Source organism: Thermomicrobiales bacterium (assembly GCA_041390825.1).
Lineage (GTDB): Bacteria > Chloroflexota > Chloroflexia > Thermomicrobiales > UBA6265 > JAMLHN01.
Genome location: JAWKPF010000012.1, coordinates 119448 through 139624 on the forward strand (window position 1 = coordinate 119448; position 20177 = coordinate 139624).

Below are 20177 nucleotides of genomic sequence, written 5' to 3' on the forward strand. Positions count from 1 at the left end.
CAGGAGGTACCCGATGTCAGAAGCAGCCGAACTCGTCGACAAGGCGCCGGTTCAGGATCGCGATCTGCTGCAGCGGCTGAGCCTCTATTTCGATGCGTTCGAACAACGGTTGCGGCAAGGGCAAGGGTGGTTCATCTTCAACGCCGAAGGAACCCGCGGCAAACGGATCTCCACCTTCATCGAACGACGGCTGGACGAAGCTGGCGATGTCGACGCATGCATGATGCCCTGGCGAGACTTCGCGCTGAGCGCCTACGTGAACGAAATCGGGTTGCCCGAACTCGAACCGAAGGTGAAAGAGGATCGGGACAACGAACGGTTGCGGCGCGAGTTCGAATTTGCCCGTGAAGTCACCGATCACGTGTGGCTCCGATGCCAATCATCGGAACTCCTGGTCGTGACCGATCTGAAACCGCGCCAGTCGCATGAAGCGGCGTTTCTGGATCGCACCGTCGAGCAACGATATGCCAACCGCCGGGCGACCATCCTGCTGACGCCTGAGATGCCTGCTGAACTCGAGGCCGATTTGCGCACCATCGATCCGACCGAGGCGTCGTGGAACCGGCTCTTCTCGCGCATGTACGAAACGAGTCTGGTCGCGCTGTAGAGGCGAGGAATCACGAGAACTGTTCGCGCCGCCAGAACGAACGGCGCGGGTCCGGCATTGCGCGGATCGATCTCGAATCCGATCGCTCGACTCGCCTGGGTTGCCCTATGACGTCCGACGCACCGCTTGCTCGGCGAGTTCGTAGAGCAGCTCACGGGTTTCGGGATCAGGAACGAGGTCGAGTCGGGCACGCGCTTGCGAAATGTAGGTATCGGCCCGCGCGACCGCTTGCTCGACAGCGCCAGACGAGCGGATCTTGTCGAGTACGTGCGCGACGAATGCCTCTTCCTGGTTCGAGCGATCGACGATCGACTGAACGTCACACCATGCAGGACTGCCGGCATCGACCTGCTGCAGGTAGTAAATCACCGGCAGGGTAATGGTCGATTGCAACAGATCGTGTCCGGCCGGTTTTCCGAGCTGTTCCGACCCTCCGGTCAGATCGAGCACATCGTCCATGATCTGGAAGGCCAGACCGAGATCGTCGCCGTACCCGCGCAGCGCGGAGATGGCGGTTTCTGGCGCACCACCGATGATGGCGCCGGTTTCCGCAGCGCATCCGAAGAGCGATGCCGTCTTGCCATAGATCCGTGCCAGATACTGTCGCTCGGTTTGCTCGGGCTTGCGCGCGTCCATCATCTCCATCAGCTGTCCATCGCAGATATCGCCGAGGGAGTTGGAGAAGACCGAAACGACGCGAGGGTTGTTGGTGGAGGCGGCCAGAATGGCGGATTGCGCGAAGAGATAGTCGCCGACCAGGATGACGGCAGCGGTATCGACCTGTGAATTCAGCGTCGGTTTACCGCGCCGGAAAGCCGAATGATCGACTGCATCGTCATGCACCAGTGACGCGGTGTGCAGCAGTTCCACGCCGGCCGCGGCTGATACAAGAGTCTCGAACGACTGGTCGTAGTTCCATGCACGCGCAGCCAACAGGACGAGCAGCGGACGCAAGCGTTTGCCACCTGAGCGCACGATCTCTTCGAGAATGGTGGAGATTTGGGGGTAGGGAACCCGTGCCGCGTCGACGACCCGATCGGACACCCGTTGCAAGTCGCCGCGCATTTCCGCGAAGACGTCAGTTCGTTGGAGCACCCTGTTTCCGTTCCTGACCAACTTCGCTCAACTGCCGGAAGTTCGACCGCTTCTTTAGTGGATTATCAAAGTACCACTACAGGCGTGTCAATTCGTTACGCGACCTCGTGCGGGAAACGTTGCGGCCTTCTTGTGACACTTCCGGCGTATTTTTCTGACGCGGTTGTAGAATGTCGTGGCACCTCCCGCGGCTTGCCGGAGGTTCTTCTACGCTGGATTCAACCGCTTTGTACGATCGCACCGCTCGGAATCCCTACGGCTCGTACCGACTCGCGAGACGTCGTCGCCGTTGGGAAGGCGTCAGTTGGTGGCTCAGCTCGCTGTTCGCAATCGCGCTCGTCGCCTGGGCGCTGACATGGTGGTTCGGGATTCGCGGGGACGACAATAACGCTGCCGTCGAGGGGCGAGTCATCACGTTCGAGGTGACCAGCGCGGAAAACGGCCAGCCGTTGGCCGGAGCGATTGTGGGCTATCCCGGCGGCAGCGCAACAACCGATGCGAATGGCTCCGTTGCGCTCGCATTTCCTGATGGTCCCGTCGATCTGACGATCACTGCCGAAGGTTACGAGCCGGTCTACGGTACCGCCGGTGACAACGTCGATGACCGGCAGCGAATCGCGCTCAATCCGGCGCCTCCCTCGTCGACGGACAGTGATCAACCGGTGGCTGCGCCGACCACGGGTGCTGGTGACGTGGCTCCCCCAGATGCGACCTCGGGGACTGCGGCAACCAGCGAGCCTGATGTCTTGCCGACTACTGCCGCCACGATCGCGCCGACTGTCGCGTCTGTCGGAACTGCGGCGGCAACAGGTGACACGATTTCCGGTGTCGTCACGGACGCCGCTGGTCAACCGATTCTCGACGCGACGATTCTCTCCGGCAGCAGTTTCACTCGCACCGCGGGCGATGGAAGCTTCACTTTGGCCAACGTCCCCGCCGGCAGCGACGTCGAGGTCTGGGCTTCAGGCTACGCCGACCAGAGCGTGCCTTCCGGCCCCGCCATGACCGTGACCATGGAGCGTGAAAACATCAACGCGGCCTACTTGACCGGCGCACGGTTGGCCGACGAATCGGCGATCCAGGGCATCATCGATCTGGCGCAATCGACGGACGTCAACGCGGTGGTGATCGACATGAAGGAGGGGACGGTCTATTACGACACCGGTGTCCAGTTCTTCATCGATGCGAACGCAGTCATGCCGGCATTCGATCCAGTGACGCTGGTGCAGCGGTTCAAGGACGCGGGGTTGTACACCATCGCCCGTATCGTTGTTTTCAACGATCCAGTAGTGGCGGAGAATCGACCGGATCTCGCCATCCAGACGACGACGGGCGAGGTCTGGCGGGGTTCGAATGGGGCTGCATGGGTGAATCCCTATCACCAGGAGCTCTGGCAACCAAACATCGATCTTGGGATCGAAGCCGCGGAGATGGGCTTCGATGAAGTCCAGTTCGACTATGTCCGATTTCCGTCCGATGGCGATCTGAGCAACGCGGAATTTGGCACGCAATACACCTACTCTGAGGACGAGCGGGTCGAGACGATCAAGAGTTTCCTTTCGATGGCGCGCGACCAGCTGACTGCGCATGGCGTCAAGACCGCGGCCGATGTTTTCGCGATCGTTGCGATTTACCCGGACGATCAGGGGATTGGCCAGCGGTTCGCGGACTTCACCGATGTGGTCGACTACATCTGTCCAATGATCTACCCATCGCATTTCACAGCTGGCCCGCTCGGCATGGACGAATCGCCGAATGCGAATCCGTACGACACGGTCCTCATTACCATGAACTCCGCGGCAGGGAAGGTGCCGGGTCAGGTGCTGAAGATTCGCCCCTGGATCCAGGACTTCACGATGGGCGATCCGCCCTATGGCGTGACCGAGGTGCAAGCCCAGATCGACGCTGCTCTCGCAGCAGGTGCGAGTGGCTGGATGCTCTGGAACCCGGACAGCTCGTTCACGGCTGGCGCGTTGGGTGATGGCAGCGGAGAGCATCCGGCGAGTTAGGCTGATCGCGGCTGGGAACGGGGCCATGTCCCAAATCCCGAAGCAGGCGAGCCTTCACGCCTTTGTGGCGCCGCATCCAAGGACGCACCCGTCCGATCACGCCTCCAGGCTCCAGTGATCTCGCGCAGATTGCCGCTCCATTCGGGATCCACGAATGAGCGTCCGCCGGCACACGGTCCAGACCGAGATCCGACCTATGGTCTGCTACAATCGCTTACGAATCGTAATCAATACTTGATACGAGCCATAGCAAGAATCCGCTTTCTCTTGTATAATCAGCTCGATCATGGCGCGAACCGGCACGATGGCTCCGGCAGACCGCTCTAGCGGGCTTCGGCTCGGCCCCATATTCTCACCGCGCCCATGCATGTCGAAGAGGAGGTCCCGTTCAATGGTTGTACTCGTTCGCCGGACGGTTGCCCGGAATCCCGAACGTCTCCAACAGGAGATGGAAGAGGTATTCCGCGCGCTGTTGCCGGCCCGGCCTCGCTTCCCATCGCCAACCCGGGGAGCCTGGCGACCGCCTATCGAGGTCTACGAGACCGAGGGCGCGCTCGTGATTCTGGCGGAGATTGCCGGAGTAAGCGAGAGCGACCTTGCCATCATCGCCGATAGCGAGATGGTCACGATCCGAGGCACGCGCACCGATCCGCATGCCGGTATGCAGCGTCGTTTTCGGGAGATAGGGATTCCGTATGGAGAGTTTGGCGCGGATATTTACTTGCCGTTTCCGGTCGACCTGGACGCGGTGATTGCTGAATACACCAATGGCCTGTTGCGTATCGAGTTACCACGCGTTCGCTCGCGAACCATCGTTCCCAAGCGCGCCGGATCGTCCGCACTGACAGACGGACAGGAGTAGGGCATGGGCAAGGACAAGAAAAAAGACAAGTCGAAAGACAAGGAAAAGGAAAAGAACGTGAACGAGAGTGCCGTGAATGCCGCGGCCGCGAGTGTGATCGAGCTTGGTCCAGCCGGATCCACCGGGCTGCCGATCGATCAGCAAGAGATCGTCTTGCCCATCCTCCCGTTGCGCGGAACCGTCGTTTTTCCACAGACGGTTGTTCCGTTGGCCGCGGCTCAGGCGCGTTCATTGCGCCTGATCGACGAAGTGATGTCCGGTGACCGCTCGGTCGGGGTTGTGTTGCAGCACGATGCCGAGCAAGAGGGCGCCGGGCCCGGCGAGGTGCATCAGATCGGTGTTATCGGCACCATTCTGCAGATGATGCGCGTGCCGGACGGCAGTGTGCGTCTCGCCATTCAGGGCAACGAGCGGATGCAGGTGGTCGACTGGGTGGCCGAAGAGCCCTATCTGGTCGCCAAGGTCCGCCGCCTGCCCGAGGATCAGACCGACTCTGCCGAAGTCCAGGCGCTGAGCCGCAACACACTGGAGCTCTTCCAGCGGTTGGTGGAACTTGTTCCACACCTGCCGGACGAGCTGGTGACGGCCGCCCTGAACATCGACGATCCCCAGCACCTGGCCTACATGGTGGCAAGCAATCTGCGCATGGAGCCGGAAGAGCGGCAGAAGTTGCTCGAAATCGACACCCTGCAGGACAAGCTCACCTATCTGAACCAGTTCATCACTAAAGAGCTCGATGTGCTCGAACTTGGCAAGCGATTGCAGTCCGAGGTGCAGGAAGAGCTTGGCAAGTCGCAACGGGAGTACTACCTGCGCGAGCAGCTGAAGGCGATTCGGCGCGAACTGGGCGAGGAAAGCGAAACCGAAGCCGAGATCACCGAACTCCGGCAGAAGGTGGAAGAAGCCGGCATGCCCGAAGAGGCAGAGCGTGAGGCGCGTCGAGAACTCGATCGTCTGAGCAAGCTGCCGCCTGCTGCTGCCGAATATGGTGTCATCAAGACCTATCTCGACTGGCTGACGGCGCTTCCCTGGAACAAGAGCACCGAAGGGGAGATCGATATCCAGAAGACCCGCGAGATTCTGGACGAAGACCACTACGACCTCGAGAAGGTCAAGGAACGCATCCTGGAATACCTGGCGGTGCGCAAACTCAAGCAGGACCAGTTGGCCGCGTTGCGTGCCGAGCATGCAGATGACGAGGAACCTCTTGACGATGCGCATCTGACGCTCAATCGCGAGCCGATCATCTGCTTCGTTGGGCCTCCGGGCGTTGGCAAGACCAGCCTGGCGCAGTCGATTGCGCGCGCGCTCGGTCGTGAGCTGACCCGCATGTCGCTGGGTGGGGTGCGCGACGAGGCTGAGATTCGTGGCCACCGGCGCACCTATGTCGGCGCGTTGCCGGGACGCATCATCCAGGCGATTCGCCGCGCAGGCACCAACGATCCAGTCTTCGTACTGGACGAGGTGGACAAGCTGGGAGCCGACTGGCGAGGAGATCCGTCTTCCGCGCTGCTGGAGGTGCTCGATCCGGAGCAGAACAACTCGTTCCGCGATCACTATCTCGATGTCGCGTTCGACCTTTCCAAGGTGATGTTCATCGCGACCGCGAACATGCTGGACCAGATTCCGGCTCCGTTGCGGGACAGGATGGAGATTATCAACCTCGCCGGGTACACCGACGAGGACAAGCTGAACATCGCGCGCAAGTACCTTGTGCCGAAGCAAATGAAGGCGAACGGGATCGCGAATCTCGAGCTGCCATGGTCGGACGAAGCACTGCTCCAAATCATTCAGCACTACACGCGTGAGGCAGGCGTTCGCTCGCTGGAGCGCGAGATCGGCTCGGTCGCACGAAAGATCGCGACCAAAGTTGCCGAAGGCAAAGACGCGCCGGCCGAGGTCGGAATCGAGCAAGTGCGCGATGCATTGGGCCGGCCGCGCTTCTTCTATGAAGAGCTGGCGGCGCGCACCAGTCAACCTGGTGTGGCGATCGGCGTCGGAGTCTCTGGCGTCGGCGGGGACATCATGTTCCTGGAAGCCACACGAATGCCCGGCAAGGGATCGCTCCAGGTCACAGGACAACTGGGTGACGTGATGAAGGAATCGGCGCATGCCGCGCTCTCGTTCGTTCGCTCACGCGCGTCCGATCTGAAGATCGATCCCGAGTTCTTCCAGAACTCCGATATCCACATCCACGTGCCCGCTGGCGCGGTGCCGAAGGACGGTCCGTCCGCGGGTGTGGCGATGACGACCGCCATCATCTCGCTGCTGACGGGCACACCGGTGCTGGATGATGTGGCGATGACCGGCGAGATCACGCTGCGTGGCCAGGTGCTGCCGGTGGGTGGCATCAAGGAGAAGTCGCTGGCGGCCAATCGCGCTGGACTGACGCGCTTCGTATTGCCCTATCGCAACGAAGTCGATCTGGACGACATTCCGGCCGAACTGAAGGAGAAGATGACCTTCATTCCGGTCAAGACCATGGACGACGTGCTCGAGGCGGTCATGCCGCCGAAGTTCAACAAGAACCGGAAACCGTTGCTGGCGGGCGGGAAAGCCGCCAAGACTCCGCGCGCGGACGAACTGGCCGCCGCGGTCTAGCAACGTTCGAGTCTCATCAGCCCCCTTTCTTTCCCGACATTGGAAAGGAAGGGGGCTTTTTCCTCATGCGACGGAGCTTCTTCGCTTCGGAGCGGGTTCGACCTCGATTTCGGTCGATTCCAGATAGTCCGGGTCAGCTCGCAACCAAATATCCTGGATCTGGCCACGTTCGATTGTGAACCGGAAGACAGCCTTGACAACGCCGCGATGCGCCCAGACTCCACCGGGAGCGCCATCGATCCATGCGATCCGTGCGGCGTGCGCTTTGCCGTTCAACTGCTGAGCAATAGCAGGCGCGCCATGGAACTCGGGCTGAATGCCCATCTGGACCGCCGAATGGTCGGCGCGCAGCGTCGCGTTCGGCGCTAACAGCGCGATCAACCCGGCGAGATCGCCACTTTGCGCAGCAGCGAAAAAGGCCTCGACGATGCTGCGATGCGATGGACTCCGGACCGGGGGAACGATCTCATCAGCGGCGACCTTCCCTCTCGCGCGGCTGGCGAGTTTTCTGGTGGCGTCTGGCGATCGCTCGATGATGGTGGAGATTTCGTCGAACGGAAGCCGGAACAGATCGTGGAGCACGAAGGCGGCCGACTCGAGCGGCGACAGACGATCGAGGGCGTGGGTTAGGCCCTCAGAGACGGATTCCTCGAAGAGCACCGCCGATTCGGCCGATCGCTCGCCGGGAATGGCGGCAGCCGCAGGAGTGTCGATGGGAGTCTCCCGCCGGTTGGTCCGAGCTCGGACGTGATCGAGCGCGATGCGCGATACCACCACGGTCAGCCAGCCGCTCACGTTATCGATTTCAGAAACGTCGGCCCGGTCGAGTCGAAACCATGCTTCCTGAACGGCGTCGTCGGCTTCGTGGGGAGAACCCAGGATGCCCGTGGCTACGGCTCGCAGGCGAGATCGCTCGGCTTCGAAGATGGCAGTGGGGTCGTTGGTGGCCACCGGTCACATTTGCCTATTGCGTTTCGTCATGTCGATGAACTCCGTGGACACGGGGCCGGGTTCGGACGGCGAACCGTCGATTCATCGTACTGGAAAAGGACAAGCGCATGGCATTTCCTTCGTTGATCGTGATGCCGGTTTCACAGTTGGATTCGGCGAAAGCCGTCTATCGCGCGTTGCTCGGCGTCGACCCCTATGTCGATTCGGCGTACTACGTTGGGTTCAGAACAGGTGAGGGGGAACTTGGACTCGATCCAAACGGCACAGTTGGGCCGCTTCCCTACTGGGATGTGGAGAGCCTGGACGAGAGCATCGCATCGCTAACGGCCGCGGGAGCAACGGTGACGCAGTCTCCAGCGGAGGTCGCTCCGGGACTCATCATCGCCGTGTTGGCCGACGCCGACGGCAATCCCATCGGCCTGCGGTACACAGCAACCCAGGGCTAGCTCAAGGAATGCGGGACAGGGAATCGACCGGATCTCCCTGTCCCGGCTGATGTTCTACGAGCGAGAGAGCGCCGCAACCGGTTCGCTTGCGTTCGCCTTCGCCGCTGCCACGAGCGCCTCGAACGGCTGCAGCTGCTCGGGCATCGTCTTGAAAAGCAGCTCCGGGTGCCATTGCAACCCGAGGACGAAACGGCAGCCGGGAACCGAAACGGATTCGATGACGCCGTCGGACGAGACCCCTTCGACCTGGACGAGTTCGGCTGGCGCGGCAATCGACTGATGATGCAGCGAATTCACCGGGACGGAGGAAGATCCAAAGACCTCCGCGGAAAGACTCCCAGCTTTGAATGTGACATCGTGGCTCGATTCCGAGCCCATGATGCCGACTTCATGCTGCCGGTGGGGGAGCGCTCGATCCACCCGATCGTCGATATGCTGAATGAGCGAGCCGCCAAGCGCGACATTGAGCACTTGAATGCCGCGGCAGATACAGAGCACCGGCATATCCCGCTCGACGGCGCCCTTCAGCAAATCGATCTCGAAGCGATCGCGTTCGTCGCTGATGTCGTAGGTCATGGGATGGACGTCGGATTCACCGTAGCGTGCTGGGTCGATATCTGCGCCACCACTAAAGATGAGCCCGTCGACGAGATCGAGGAGCTGGGCGATGGTCCCGTCTTGCGGTGGCAGAATGATGGGCAATCCACCGGCTTGCAGGACGGCTTCGGAATAGTCGGCGGAGACGCGATGCCGGTACATGAGACCGTAATCCTGCTCTTCAGCAATGAGGGCAGAGGTGATGCCGATGACGGGCGAATTGGCCACGAGATGGATGCCTTTCCTGAACGAAGACCGGTCTAGCGTTCCGCTATCGAAAGTATAGATTCGCCTCCAATCACCGCGTGTTCGGGGGCCGCTAGCAAGGATGCTCAGCGGGGTCCCGGACTTCTCGAAAATCCCTTCCGAATTCCCTTGACACCTGTGTACGGGCATGCCTATAATCTCCCTCCGTCAGCAAGTGCTGACACGCGCCGAAGTGCGCGGGCGAGTGACCGGAGGGTGTCGCTTTGTAGATCGTCGGAGACGATCGGAGCCGAGACGCAAATGCGTTCGAGGCCAAGCGCTGCCCGCCCAAAACAGGGCGGTTTTCTTTTGTCCCGCGCGCTGATGACAGCGCAGCACCTTGACAGGTTGGTTGCCAGGCCAGGCACGACGACGAGACCGGGGGATCGGAAGCGATCCGGGTGGTCCGTTGGGGTGTCGCTGGGCCGGAGTGGGCGGCCGAAGATGGAGGACCGACGCGTCCGGCGACCCAGGCGTTCGAGTGGGACGGTTGGGGAGCGGGGCGCATCGTGGATGACGCACGCACAACGTGAAACAGAAGTCCTGTCGCTTTTTCGGAAGGACAGGCAGCAATTTTGGTGGAGAGTTTGATCCTGGCTCAGGATTAACGCTGGCGGCGTGCCTAATGCATGCAAGTCGAACGTGGCCCCTTCGGGGGACAACGTGGCGGACGGGTGAGGAACACGTGGGGAACCTGCCCATTGGTGGGGGGTAGCCCGCGGAAACGCGGGGTAATTCCGCATGAGCTGGTCTGGGGGTAGCCCAGATCAGGAAAGGGTCTTCGGACTCGCCGATGGAGGGGCCTGCGTCCGATTAGCTGGTTGGTGGGGTAACGGCCTACCAAGGCGATGATCGGTAGCTGGTCTGAGAGGACGGCCAGCCACAGGGGGACTGAGACACGGCCCCCACTCCTACGGGAGGCAGCAGCAAGGAGTTTTCCGCAATGGGCGAAAGCCTGACGGAGCAACGCCGCGTGGGGGATGACACCTTTCGGGGCGTAAACCCCTTTTCTTGGGGACGAAGCAGTGACGGTACCCGAGGAAGAAGGCCCGGCTAACTACGTGCCAGCAGCCGCGGTAATACGTAGGGGCCGAGCGTTGTCCGGAGTTACTGGGCGTAAAGCGCGCGCAGGCGGCTCGTCAAGCCTGACGTGAAAGCCCCCGGCTCAACCGGGGAGGGTCGTCGGGGACTGGCGGGCTTGAGGTCGGCAGGGGTTGGTGGAATTCCCGGTGTAGTGGTGAAATGCGTAGAGATCGGGAGGAACACCCGTGGCGAAGGCGGCCAACTGGGCCGGACCTGACGCTGAGGCGCGAAGGCGTGGGGAGCGAACGGGATTAGATACCCCGGTAGTCCACGCAGTAAACGATGCAGACTAGGCGTGGGGGGACTTGACCCCTTCCGTGCCGCAGCCAACGCGATAAGTCTGCCGCCTGGGGAGTACGGCCGCAAGGCTAAAACTCAAAGGAATTGACGGGGGCCCGCACAAGCGGCGGAGCGTGCGGTTTAATTCGACGCAACGCGCAGAACCTTACCAGGGCTTGACATGCGACTGCAGGCTCATGAAAGTGAGCGTCCTTCGAGGGTGTCGCACAGGTGCTGCATGGCTGTCGTCAGCTCGTGTCGTGAGATGTTGGGTTAAGTCCCGCAACGAGCGCAACCCTCGCCGCCAGTTACGTGGGTGTCTGGCGGGACTGCCGGTAGCAAGCCGGAGGAAGGCGGGGATGATGTCAAGTCAGCATGGCCCTTACATCCTGGGCTACACGCACGCTACAATGGCCGGGACAATGGGCTGCCAAACCGCAAGGTGGAGCGAATCCCACAAACCCGGTCTCAGTTCAGATCGCGGGCTGCAACTCGCCCGCGTGAAGGTGGAGTCGCTAGTAACCGCGGGTCAGCACTACCGCGGTGAATACGTTCCCGGGCCTTGTACACACCGCCCGTCACGTCACGAAAGCCGGCAACACCTGAAGCCGGTGGGCCAACTCGCAAGAGGGCAGCCGTCGAGGGTGGGGCGGGTGATTGGGACGAAGTCGTAACAAGGTAGCCGTAGCGGAAGCTGCGGCTGGATCACCTCCTTTCTAGGGAGTGTCGTCTTTTCGGAGGCGCAACCCAGGTCAGGCCGTCGACCGATGACCTGGTCATCCGGGCACCGAGCCACGCAGCGCTCGTTTCCGCATACGGGAACTGGCAGCGCTGGGCAGTGGCGCCGGATGGGCAGCGAGGGCGGCGGAGGCGTGTGTCACCCTTGCGCCCGGTGGGCGCGTCGGATCCCCCTCACCTTGCCGGACCATGCAGATGGTTGCGGGGAAGGCGAACGGGTGTCCTCCATCTTCGGCCGTCTGGCCGGACAGGCCACAGGCAACCGAGGTACCGCAGGCAGCGCGTCCATGCGGGGCGCATAGCTCAGCTGGTTAGAGCGCGGCCCTGATAAGGCCGAGGTCCCTGGTTCGAGTCCAGGTGCGCCCACCGGTCCGAACCGGGGGTCGTAGCTCAACTGGGAGAGCGCCGCCCTTGCACGGCGGAGGTTCGGGGTTCGAGCCCCCGCGGCTCCACTGCGGTCGGCACATTGACAATTCAGGGACGATGAAGATCGGCCGGTTCTGGACCAACGGAACCGGTAGAACGAGGAACAAGACGTTCCCGCTGGCACGTCCTGCCTGGCGGGAGCGACAGCACATCATCCTGATCTGGAGCAGATCAGGGCTGGCTTGCCTGTTGTCCCGGGAGGGAACGAGGCGAGCTGGAGGAAACGGGGCGCCGGCGCCTGAGCTGGTGCGACCGGAATGATGGGCACACGGTGGATGCCTTGGCGCTGGACGCCGATGAAGGACGTGGCCACGCGACGAAATGCTCTGGGGAGGCGCTGGCAGCCGGCGATCCAGAGATCTCCGAATGGGGCAACCCGGCGGGCGTGATGGCCCGTCACCCCCTGTTGGGGGGAGGGAACCGGGGGAACTGAAACATCTCAGTACCCTGAGGAAAAGAGAGGATGCCCTCAGTAGCGGCGAGCGAACGGGGCAGAGCCCAAACCACCACGGCGTACGAGCGGGTATGCGCTGCCGTAGTGGGGTTGTACGATCCAGATGGAGGGGGATACCCATCCCTCGCTGGGACAGACTGACGTCAGACGAAGCGTGCTGGAACGGCGCACCGCAGAGGGTGAGAGTCCCGTAGTCGACGGCGTGGGGTCGCCAGTGATCTGGAACCGTGAGTACCGCCCAACACGTGACATTGGGTGGGAAGCTGGGGGGACCACCTCCCAAGGCTAAATACGACCAGCGACCGATAGTGAACCAGTACCGTGAGGGAATGGTGAAAAGCACCCCGACGAGGGGAGTGAAACAGATCCTGAAACCGTGTGCCTCCAGCCGGTCGGAGCTTTGTGGGTTACCACAGGGTGACGGCGTGCCTTTTGTAGAATGAGCCGACGAGTATTTTGGCGTGGCGAGGCTAAGGCAGCGACAGCCGGAGCCGGAGGGAAACCGAGTCCGAAAGGGCGGCCAGTCGCGTCCAAATGACCCGAAACCGGGTGAGCTACCCATGGGCAGGGTGAAGCGCGCGGAACACGCGCGTGGAGGCCCGAACCCGTGTCCATTGCAAAGGGCAGGGATGACCTGTGGGTAGGGGTGAAATGCCAAGCGAACCCGGAGATAGCTGGTTCTCCCCGAAATGCATTTAGGTGCAGCCCCGGGAAGTGAGAATGCCACGGAGGTAGCGTAGACGGATCGGCACGGGGGCTTGCCGCTTACCAACCCGAACCAAACGACGAATGCCGTGGTGTGTACCCGGGAGTGAGACAGTGGGAGCGAAGTTCCATTGTCGAGAGGGAAACAGCCCAGACCACCGGCTAAGGTCCCCAAGTCTGAACTGAGTGGGCAAGGCGGTCGCGGTGCACAGACAACCAGGAGGTTGGCTTAGAAGCAGCCATCCTTGAAAGAGTGCGTAATAGCTCACTGGTCGATGGTGCCGCGGCACCGACAATCCACCGGGGCTAAGTTCAGCGCCGAAGCCGTGGATGCGGGATTCCGCATGGTAGGGGAGCGTCCTGGTCGCCGGTGAAGGGGAGGCGGAAGCCGACCTGGAGGGGCCAGGAGTGCGAATGTCGGCACGAGTAGCGCGAGAGCAGTGTGAATCTGCTCCACCGAATGCCCCAGGGTTCCGCAGCCATGCTGATCAACTGCGGGTGAGGCGGGCCTAAGCCGAGGCCGGAAGGCGTAGGTGATGGACAACCGGTTAGTATTCCGGTCCCGCTGGCGAGCCGTTACGAGCGATGGGGGGACGCAGGGGGATAGGTCCCGGGGTGCAGACCCTCCAAACCTGTAGGGAGCCTGGATAGGCAAATCCGTCCGGGCGATGACTGAGAGGTGATGGGAAGGCGCGGGTTACGACCCAAGCCGCAGGGATTGAGTCCGAACTGCCAAGAAAAGCCTCTAGCCAGGAACGCCAGCGCCCGTACCGCAAACCGACACAGGTGGGCTGGTAGAGTATACCGAGGTGGACGGGAGAACCTCCGTCAAGGAACTCGGCAAATTAGTCCCGTAACTTCGGGAGAAGGGACGCCCCGGTAGGGTGAAGGACCATCGCGTCCGGAGCTCGAGGGGGCCGCAGCGAGCAGGCCCAGGCGACTGTTTACCAAAAACACCGGTCCCTGCCAACACGAATTCGTGTGGATGTATAGGGGCTGAGACCTGCCCAGTGCCGGAAGGTTAAGGGGCGGGCTTCACGGTCCAAACCGAAGCCCCGGTAAACGGCGGCCGTAACTATAACGGTCCTAAGGTAGCGAAATTCCTTGTCGGGTAAGTTCCGACCCGCACGAAAGGTAGAACGATCTGGGCACTGTCTCGACGGGGGACCCGGCGAAACTGAAAGACCGGTGCAGATACCGGTGACATGTGGCAGGACAAAAAGACCCCGTGGAGCTTTACTCCAACTTGCCGTTGGGCGAGGGTGTGGTTTGTGTAGGATAGGTGGGAGCCGGTGAACGGCAGGCGCCAGCTTGCCGGGAGGCATCGTTGAAATACCACCCTGACCGCACTGTCGTCCTCACCCGGCGTCTGATCGACGTTCCGGGGACCGCGGCTGGTGGGGAGTTTGACTGGGGCGGTCGCCTCCCAAAATGTAACGGAGGCGCCCAATGGTTCCCTCAGGCCGGATGGCAATCGGCCGGAGCGCGCAAGGGCAGCAAGGGAGCTTGACTGCGAGGCAGACAGGCCGAGCAGGGACGAAAGTCGGGCCTAGTGATCCCACGGTTCCGAGTGGAAGGGCCGTGGCTTAACGGATAAAAGCTACCCCGGGGATAACAGGCTGATCCTGCCCAAGAGTCCACATCGACGGCAGGGTTTGGCACCTCGATGTCGGCTCGTCGCATCCTGGGGCCGGAGAAGGTCCCAAGGGTTGGGCTGTTCGCCCATGAAAGCGGTACGCGAGCTGGGTTCAGAACGTCGTGAGACAGTTCGGTCTCTATCCGCCACATGCGTTGGGATATTGCGCGGGGCTGGCCCTAGTACGAGAGGACCGGGCTGGACGAACCGCTGGTGGACCAGTTGTCGGGCAACCGGCACCGCTGGGTAGCTACGTTCGGACGGGCGAACCGCTGAAAGCATCTAAGTGGGAACCCCTCCGCAAGACGAGTATCCCCATCCGTAAAACGAGTAAGGCCCCCGGAAGATGACCGGGTTGCGAGGCGACAGGTGGACGGCTGGCAACAGACCGGAGCCGAGTCGTGCTCATGGCCGAGGACGGTCCCCAGCACCAGGACCAGCGCCCCCTCCTCCAGCTTTTGCCTTGTTCCCTCCCGGGAGAACCCCTCCCCCATCGTCCCACCCATCTGCGAATCCCGGAGCCGATCCGGGGGGCTCGTGGCCCAGAGCGCGGTGGCCCCACCCGGTCCCATCCCGAACCCGGTCGTGACCCACCGCAGCGCCGGAGAGTACTGTGGGGTTGCCCCACGGGAGGCGAGGCCGCTGCGAGCCCCCCAGATCGGCTCCCACTTCGGGAATTGCAGGAATCCGAAGCAAATAAAGAGGACGGCGCCAATGGCGCCGTCCTCTTTGCGTTCATCCGGACAGACCTGACAGCGCTCTTGTTCGGATTCCGAACCATCTGAGATCGGCACTCGCTTTGACGTCAACTCCCGCTCCATCGTAGGCTCTTCAGGTTGCGCCCGGATATTCGTTGGCGCAACTATGAAGGAACCTGAGTGACAAACACCGATACCAATCGAACCGTCTATCGCCCCAGCAAGCGGGTACTGGCGTCCGGCGTCGTTGCCGGAACGGCCGCCGGCGCCTGGGCCGCCAATCGCATCCGCGCGGGGCGAACGGCATCTGACCACCCAACATCGATCGATCTCCCAGGCGATCACTCATCCCTGATCGACTGGGAGCAAGCCCGCTCGATTGCGGTCAACATGAACCGAGCTGCCAGCTTGACAGCCGTCGAACGACAGCGGCTGGATGCCGAATACACCGCCCTGGTACAGCGGGCTATGCCCATCGTCCAGGCATATGTTGGCGTGTCCCTCCCCACCGAGACCGTTCCCACGCTTGCATTCGATCGTGTCGACTGGATCAATGCCAATATCGATGCGTTTCGCGACATGCTCGCGCCATTCGAGGCGTTGGCGCACAGCGACAGCAAGAAAAACGCCGGATCTGGGATCATGGCCGGCGTCAATCGCAAGGTGGTCAGTCTCGAAGTTGGCATCCTCCTTGGATATCTCTCTCGCCGGGTTCTCGGGCAATACGACATTGCTCTCCTGGGACGCGAGCAGATCGGCGGCGGCAAACTCTATTATGTCGAACCGAACATCAAGCATATCGAGTCGACGCTCGGTCTTCCCGCTGCTGACTTCCGCATGTGGCTGGCGCTCCACGAGACGACGCATGTCTTCGAGTTCGAGGGTTTCCCCTGGGTACGCCCCTACTTCAACAGCATGCTGGAGGAGTACTTCGGCTACCTGAAGGAAGACGCCGCGCTCCTCGGTCAAGGGTTGAAGAATCTCAAGATCTTCGTCGAGCGGGCGCGTTCGGGAGACGCTGGCTCGAGCTGGATCGAACACCTCATGAATGAGCAACAGCGTGCGCTGTTCAACAAGATGCAGACGATGATGTCCGTAATCGAGGGCTATTCGAATCACGTCATGAACGCCGTTGGCCGCGAACTCCTGGACAGTTACGAGCCAATCAGTCGCAAGTTCGAGTATCGCCAATCGCATCGGAGCCAGGCCGAGATCTTTTTCGCCAAGCTCACCGGCCTGGATGTCAAGCTCGAGCAGTACCGTTTGGGCGAGCAATTCATCGATGCCGTCGTAGCCGCACGAGGTCATGATTTCGCGGTGCGTGTTTGGACCGGTCCGGACTACATGCCAACCTCGGAGGAGCTCCGCAATCCGCAGTCCTGGATCGAGCGCATCGACTACATGGACGGGTCCCGACGGGCAGCGTCGTAGCTCCCGCCAGGCGATCGCTCAATGCAGGAAGTGGCGCTTGCCCGTGAAAACCATGGCGACGCTGGCAGCGTTCGCCGCCGCGATCACCGCCTCATCCCGCATCGAGCCGCCTGGCTGGACGATAGCTGTGACGCCTGCGGCGATGGCCGCTTCCACACCGTCCGGGAATGGGAAGAAGGCGTCGCTGCCAAGAACTGAGCCAGCGGCGCGTTCTCCTGCCTTCCGGGCTGCGATATGCACGCTTTCCACCCGATTGGGCTGTCCGGCGCCAACGCCGACAATCGCCTGATCGGAAGCCAGCACAATTGCGTTCGACTTCACATGACGAACGGCACGCCATGCAAACTCGAGGTCTCGCTGCTCTAATGCAGTGGGTGGGCGATCGCTGACCACCTCCCAGGTCGTCGCATCGTCCGCCAGCACATCCGGCTCCTGAACCAGCAGCGCGCCCTGGATCGAACGCACGGAGAGGGCACGATCAGCCTCCAGATCCGATGGCGACATGCGAAGCAGGCGGAGATTCTTCTTCGCAGCCAGCGTCTGCAACGCGTCCTCTTCGAAGTCGGTTGCGAGAATGACCTCATAGAAGGTTTCCCTCAGCCTCTCGGCCAGGACGCCATCCACGCTGCGATTGATCGCCACGATGCCGCCAAAGGCGGAAACGGGGTCGCCGGCGAGTGCGAGGTCGTACGCCGCGCCCGCATCGTCCCGCACCGCGAGTCCGCAGGGAATCATGTGCTTGACGATCGAGACCGCTGGCCGGTCCCAGCCCTGCACGGCGCTCCAGGCAGCATCGGCGTCCAGCAAGTTGTTGTAGGAGAGTTCCTTGCCGTGCAGCTTCTCGGCAGCGAGCACTCCGTGCGGGGAGACTCCAGGAGCAAGGCGGAGATACGCGGCCGCGGTTTGGTGTGGGTTTTCGCCGTAGCGCAGATCCAACGACTTCCGGCCAGCAATGGTGAGTTCATCGGGAAAGACGTTGTCTTCGCTTCGCAGGTATGCGCTGACAAGCGTGTCGTACTCTGCCGTGTGCTGAAACGCCTTGGCTGCGAGTGATCTCCGCAGTCGATCATCCACGCTTCCCGCTCGAAGTGCGTCCAGAACCGCGCCCTGATCGGCCGGATCCACCACGACGATGACATGAGCATGGTTCTTCGACGCCGCCCGCAACATTGCCGGACCACCGATGTCGATTTGCTCGATTGCCTCGTCGTCGGTGATTGCTGGCTGAAGAACCGTTTGCTCGAAGGGATAGAGATTCGACACGAGCATGCCGATCGGGTCGATCCCATGTTGAGCGAGCTGTGCTCGATGCGAAGGGTCCTCGAGACGAGCAAGAAGGCCGCCGTGGATCATCGGATGCAGGGTTTTGACACGTCCATCGAGGATCTCTGGGAAACCCGTCATGTCCGCCACCGGGACTACCGGGATTCCGGCTTCGCGCAATGCGTTCAGGGTGCCCCCGGTCGAGAGCAACTCCCACCCAAGGCCGTTCAGCTCGCGCGCAAAATCCACAATCCCCGTCTTGTCATAGACACTGATCAGCGCTCGCACAGAAACCCGCAATCCTTTCGATCGAAGAATGCTCAACCGGTGGTAGTCTAGCCCCGGGCGAACCTCGAACCACGGGCCCGGTTCGATTTGATCGTAAACGCGCAGGACTTCAACACGTGACGACCATCGACTCGACAACCTTTCGTGCGCGGCAAGTCGGTGCGTACCTCGATGCGCTCGGCGACGGCACGCCGACTCCCGGCGGAGGAAGCGCCGCTGGACTGGCCGGCTCGCTTGGTTGTTCGCTTGGCAGAATGGTTTGCAGCTTGACGGCGACACACGGGGCTAGCACCGAGTTGACTGACCTCGCATGCACGTTCGAACGCATGGGCCGCGATCTGCTGAACCTGGCAGAACGCGACGAGAAGGCGTTTGCCCACTACCGATCGGCAATGAGTCTCCCTCGCGCGACCGAATCAGACAAAGCCGCCCGGCGTGCATCGATCGAAAGTGCGCTAATCGGCGCTGCAGAGGTACCGCTCGAAATGGCGGAGATTGGGCTGGAAGCGCTCGACACGTTGCGTTTGACCTCATCGATCGGCACGAAACACGCGCTCGGCGACCTCATGACCGGTGGATTTCTTGTGCAGGCGATGGTCCTGGGGTCGATCGAAAACATCGAGGCGAATGCAAGCGCGATGAAAACGCCAGAGAACCGTGATCGATTCACGCACGCGGTTGCGTCCGTGCGACGCGATCTCGACGCGCGTATGGAGGCTCTTGCGCACGCTGTTGCGCTCAGGTCATCGTAGCTCGGCGCGCCCGACTCGGGCACAAGACCGCTGCCACCCTGATTCGCAGTGATCTGGCTCCGCTGGCGGGTGCCAGAAGGGACAAGATCACTCATCAGGGGAGACAAGGCCCGTTCGCAACGCGAACGCCACCGCCGCCGAGCGATTCTCGACGCCCAACTTTTCGAGAATGTGCGTGACATGCACGCTGACCGTGCGTGGACTGATAAAGAGCGTATCCGCGATCTCCGGATTCGTGTTTCCGTCGACCATGAGCCGAAGCACCTCGAGCTCCCTTGCGGTAAGTGGTTGACTCGGTATCGAGAGCTCGGGCTTCGGACCCTGTTCGAGCGAATCAGCCTCCCGTGGATCGTAGTTGGCAGCAGCTCGCGCAATGAGTCCGGCAGTTCCAAGCGACCTCGCCTCTGCCTGGATACCCACGAGGGCATCCGCCGGCAATTGCTTTGCAAGCGTCTCGTGCAACCCAGCCCACTCCGGCTGCAGAGCGGGCTCCAAGGGCACACCAATCTCCTCACGCAGTCGATCGGCGCCGAACGCCAGCAACGCGGCTTGCCGAAGTTCTCCCGCTCGCGCATCGAGCAGTGCCAGGGTCTCGATCGCGTTGGCAACATGCCAGCCCTGCATGATCGAAGAATCGAGCATCAGGCTGGACTGCAGTGCATCTCGGGCACGCTCGAGCTCGCCCATCGCCATGAGCACCTGGCCGGCGTATCGATCCGCCAGGGCCACACCGAATGCGAAACCCAGGTCACGATGCGCGCGACGCGCCTCTTCGATCAGCGCCAGTCCGGCTTCCGGAGATACTGCCCGCGCCGTGACCAGCCCGATATTGTTCAGCGCAACCGCGGCGAAGACCGGCCGATCGGTAGCGAGGAATGACGCACGCGCCGATTCGAAGAACGGAAGCGCCGCCTCGGGACGTCCTCGATCTTGCTCCACGACACCCATACTGAAACTGGCCTGCCCGACCCACTCCTCGGCGCCGGATTTCCGCGCCAAATCGAGTCCGG

Annotated in this window: 12 protein-coding genes, 2 tRNA genes and 3 rRNA genes; 12 read left to right on the top strand and 5 right to left on the bottom strand. The window is 61.9% G+C overall.

From position 1 onward, the window contains the following. The first annotated feature begins 13 nt into the window (after positions 1 to 13). Positions 14 to 607, top strand: a complete 594-nt coding sequence (locus tag R2855_08120) for a hypothetical protein (protein ID MEZ4530987.1) — start codon at positions 14 to 16, stop codon at positions 605 to 607. 105 nt (positions 608 to 712) lie between these two features. Here R2855_08120 and R2855_08125 read toward each other — a convergent pair whose 3' ends face one another. Then, on the bottom strand, positions 713 to 1702 hold the full coding sequence (locus R2855_08125; GenBank protein MEZ4530988.1) for a polyprenyl synthetase family protein: 990 nt from the start codon (positions 1700 to 1702) through the stop codon (positions 713 to 715). Positions 1703 to 1929: 227 nt separating this feature from the next. Here R2855_08125 and R2855_08130 point away from each other — a divergent pair, with 227 nt between their 5' ends. The 3 genes from R2855_08130 (at position 1930) to lon (ending at position 7174) form a co-directional block, all read left to right on the top strand. After that, positions 1930 to 3711 (top strand): putative glycoside hydrolase, encoded by a 1782-nt coding sequence (locus R2855_08130; protein MEZ4530989.1) that lies wholly within the window; start codon positions 1930 to 1932, stop codon positions 3709 to 3711. 391 nt (positions 3712 to 4102) lie between these two features. Continuing rightward, positions 4103 to 4573 (top strand): Hsp20/alpha crystallin family protein, encoded by a 471-nt coding sequence (locus tag R2855_08135; protein MEZ4530990.1) that lies wholly within the window; start codon positions 4103 to 4105, stop codon positions 4571 to 4573. 3 nt (positions 4574 to 4576) lie between these two features. Next, the gene (lon, locus tag R2855_08140) at positions 4577 to 7174 is read left to right on the top strand and encodes an endopeptidase La (GenBank protein MEZ4530991.1); all 2598 of its coding nucleotides are present in this window, start codon (positions 4577 to 4579) and stop codon (positions 7172 to 7174) included. A 63-nt stretch (positions 7175 to 7237) separates the two neighbouring features. On the opposite strand, the gene R2855_08145 is transcribed toward lon, so the two are convergent. Then, positions 7238 to 8125 (bottom strand): sigma-70 family RNA polymerase sigma factor, encoded by an 888-nt coding sequence (locus R2855_08145; protein ID MEZ4530992.1) that lies wholly within the window; start codon positions 8123 to 8125, stop codon positions 7238 to 7240. Between the two features lie 107 nt (positions 8126 to 8232). On the opposite strand from R2855_08145, the gene R2855_08150 reads away from it, so the two are divergent. Continuing rightward, the gene (locus tag R2855_08150) at positions 8233 to 8571 is read left to right on the top strand and encodes a hypothetical protein (GenBank protein ID MEZ4530993.1); all 339 of its coding nucleotides are present in this window, start codon (positions 8233 to 8235) and stop codon (positions 8569 to 8571) included. A gap of 54 nt (positions 8572 to 8625) precedes the next feature. On the opposite strand, the gene R2855_08155 is transcribed toward R2855_08150, so the two are convergent. After that, a complete protein-coding gene (locus tag R2855_08155) occupies positions 8626 to 9396 on the bottom strand; it encodes a gamma-glutamyl-gamma-aminobutyrate hydrolase family protein (protein ID MEZ4530994.1) in 771 nt (256 codons plus the stop codon). A 593-nt stretch (positions 9397 to 9989) separates the two neighbouring features. Between R2855_08155 and R2855_08160 the strand changes: the two genes are divergently transcribed. The 6 genes from R2855_08160 (at position 9990) to R2855_08185 (ending at position 16864) form a co-directional block, all read left to right on the top strand. Continuing rightward, positions 9990 to 11492, top strand: a 16S ribosomal RNA gene (locus R2855_08160). Between the two features lie 314 nt (positions 11493 to 11806). Further along, a tRNA-Ile gene (locus R2855_08165) sits at positions 11807 to 11880 on the top strand. Positions 11881 to 11893: 13 nt separating this feature from the next. Further along, positions 11894 to 11966: transfer RNA gene (locus tag R2855_08170), tRNA-Ala, on the top strand. A 222-nt stretch (positions 11967 to 12188) separates the two neighbouring features. Next, positions 12189 to 15162 (top strand): 23S ribosomal RNA (locus R2855_08175). 106 nt (positions 15163 to 15268) lie between these two features. Then, a 5S ribosomal RNA gene (gene rrf / locus R2855_08180) occupies positions 15269 to 15386 on the top strand. The 16S, 23S and 5S rRNA genes sit together here with 2 tRNA genes alongside, the layout of an rRNA operon. Positions 15387 to 15613: 227 nt before the next feature. After that, entirely contained in the window at positions 15614 to 16864 is a 1251-nt protein-coding gene (locus R2855_08185; GenBank protein MEZ4530995.1) for a zinc-dependent metalloprotease, read from the top strand. Positions 16865 to 16882: 18 nt separating this feature from the next. Here R2855_08185 and purH read toward each other — a convergent pair whose 3' ends face one another. Further along, the gene (purH, locus tag R2855_08190) at positions 16883 to 18415 is read right to left on the bottom strand and encodes a bifunctional phosphoribosylaminoimidazolecarboxamide formyltransferase/IMP cyclohydrolase (protein ID MEZ4530996.1); all 1533 of its coding nucleotides are present in this window, start codon (positions 18413 to 18415) and stop codon (positions 16883 to 16885) included. Between the two features lie 116 nt (positions 18416 to 18531). Here purH and R2855_08195 point away from each other — a divergent pair, with 116 nt between their 5' ends. Beyond that, complete coding sequence (locus R2855_08195) at positions 18532 to 19167, top strand: cyclodeaminase/cyclohydrolase family protein (GenBank protein ID MEZ4530997.1); 636 nt, start codon at positions 18532 to 18534, stop codon at positions 19165 to 19167. Positions 19168 to 19254: 87 nt separating this feature from the next. Here the strand turns inward: R2855_08195 and R2855_08200 are convergent. Then, on the bottom strand, positions 19255 to 20177 hold a 923-nt coding region (locus tag R2855_08200), incomplete at its 5' end, for a response regulator transcription factor (protein MEZ4530998.1).

What these genes read in the sequence shown, in the direction of transcription:
- R2855_08120 (MEZ4530987.1), top strand. Translation starts at nt 14, where the DNA reads ATGTCAGAAGCAGCCGAACTCGTCGACAAGGCGCCGGTTCAGGATCGC.
- R2855_08135 (MEZ4530990.1), top strand. Translation starts at nt 4,103, where the DNA reads ATGGTTGTACTCGTTCGCCGGACGGTTGCCCGGAATCCCGAACGTCTC.
- R2855_08150 (MEZ4530993.1), top strand. Translation starts at nt 8,233, where the DNA reads ATGGCATTTCCTTCGTTGATCGTGATGCCGGTTTCACAGTTGGATTCG.
- lon (MEZ4530991.1), top strand. Translation starts at nt 4,577, where the DNA reads ATGGGCAAGGACAAGAAAAAAGACAAGTCGAAAGACAAGGAAAAGGAA.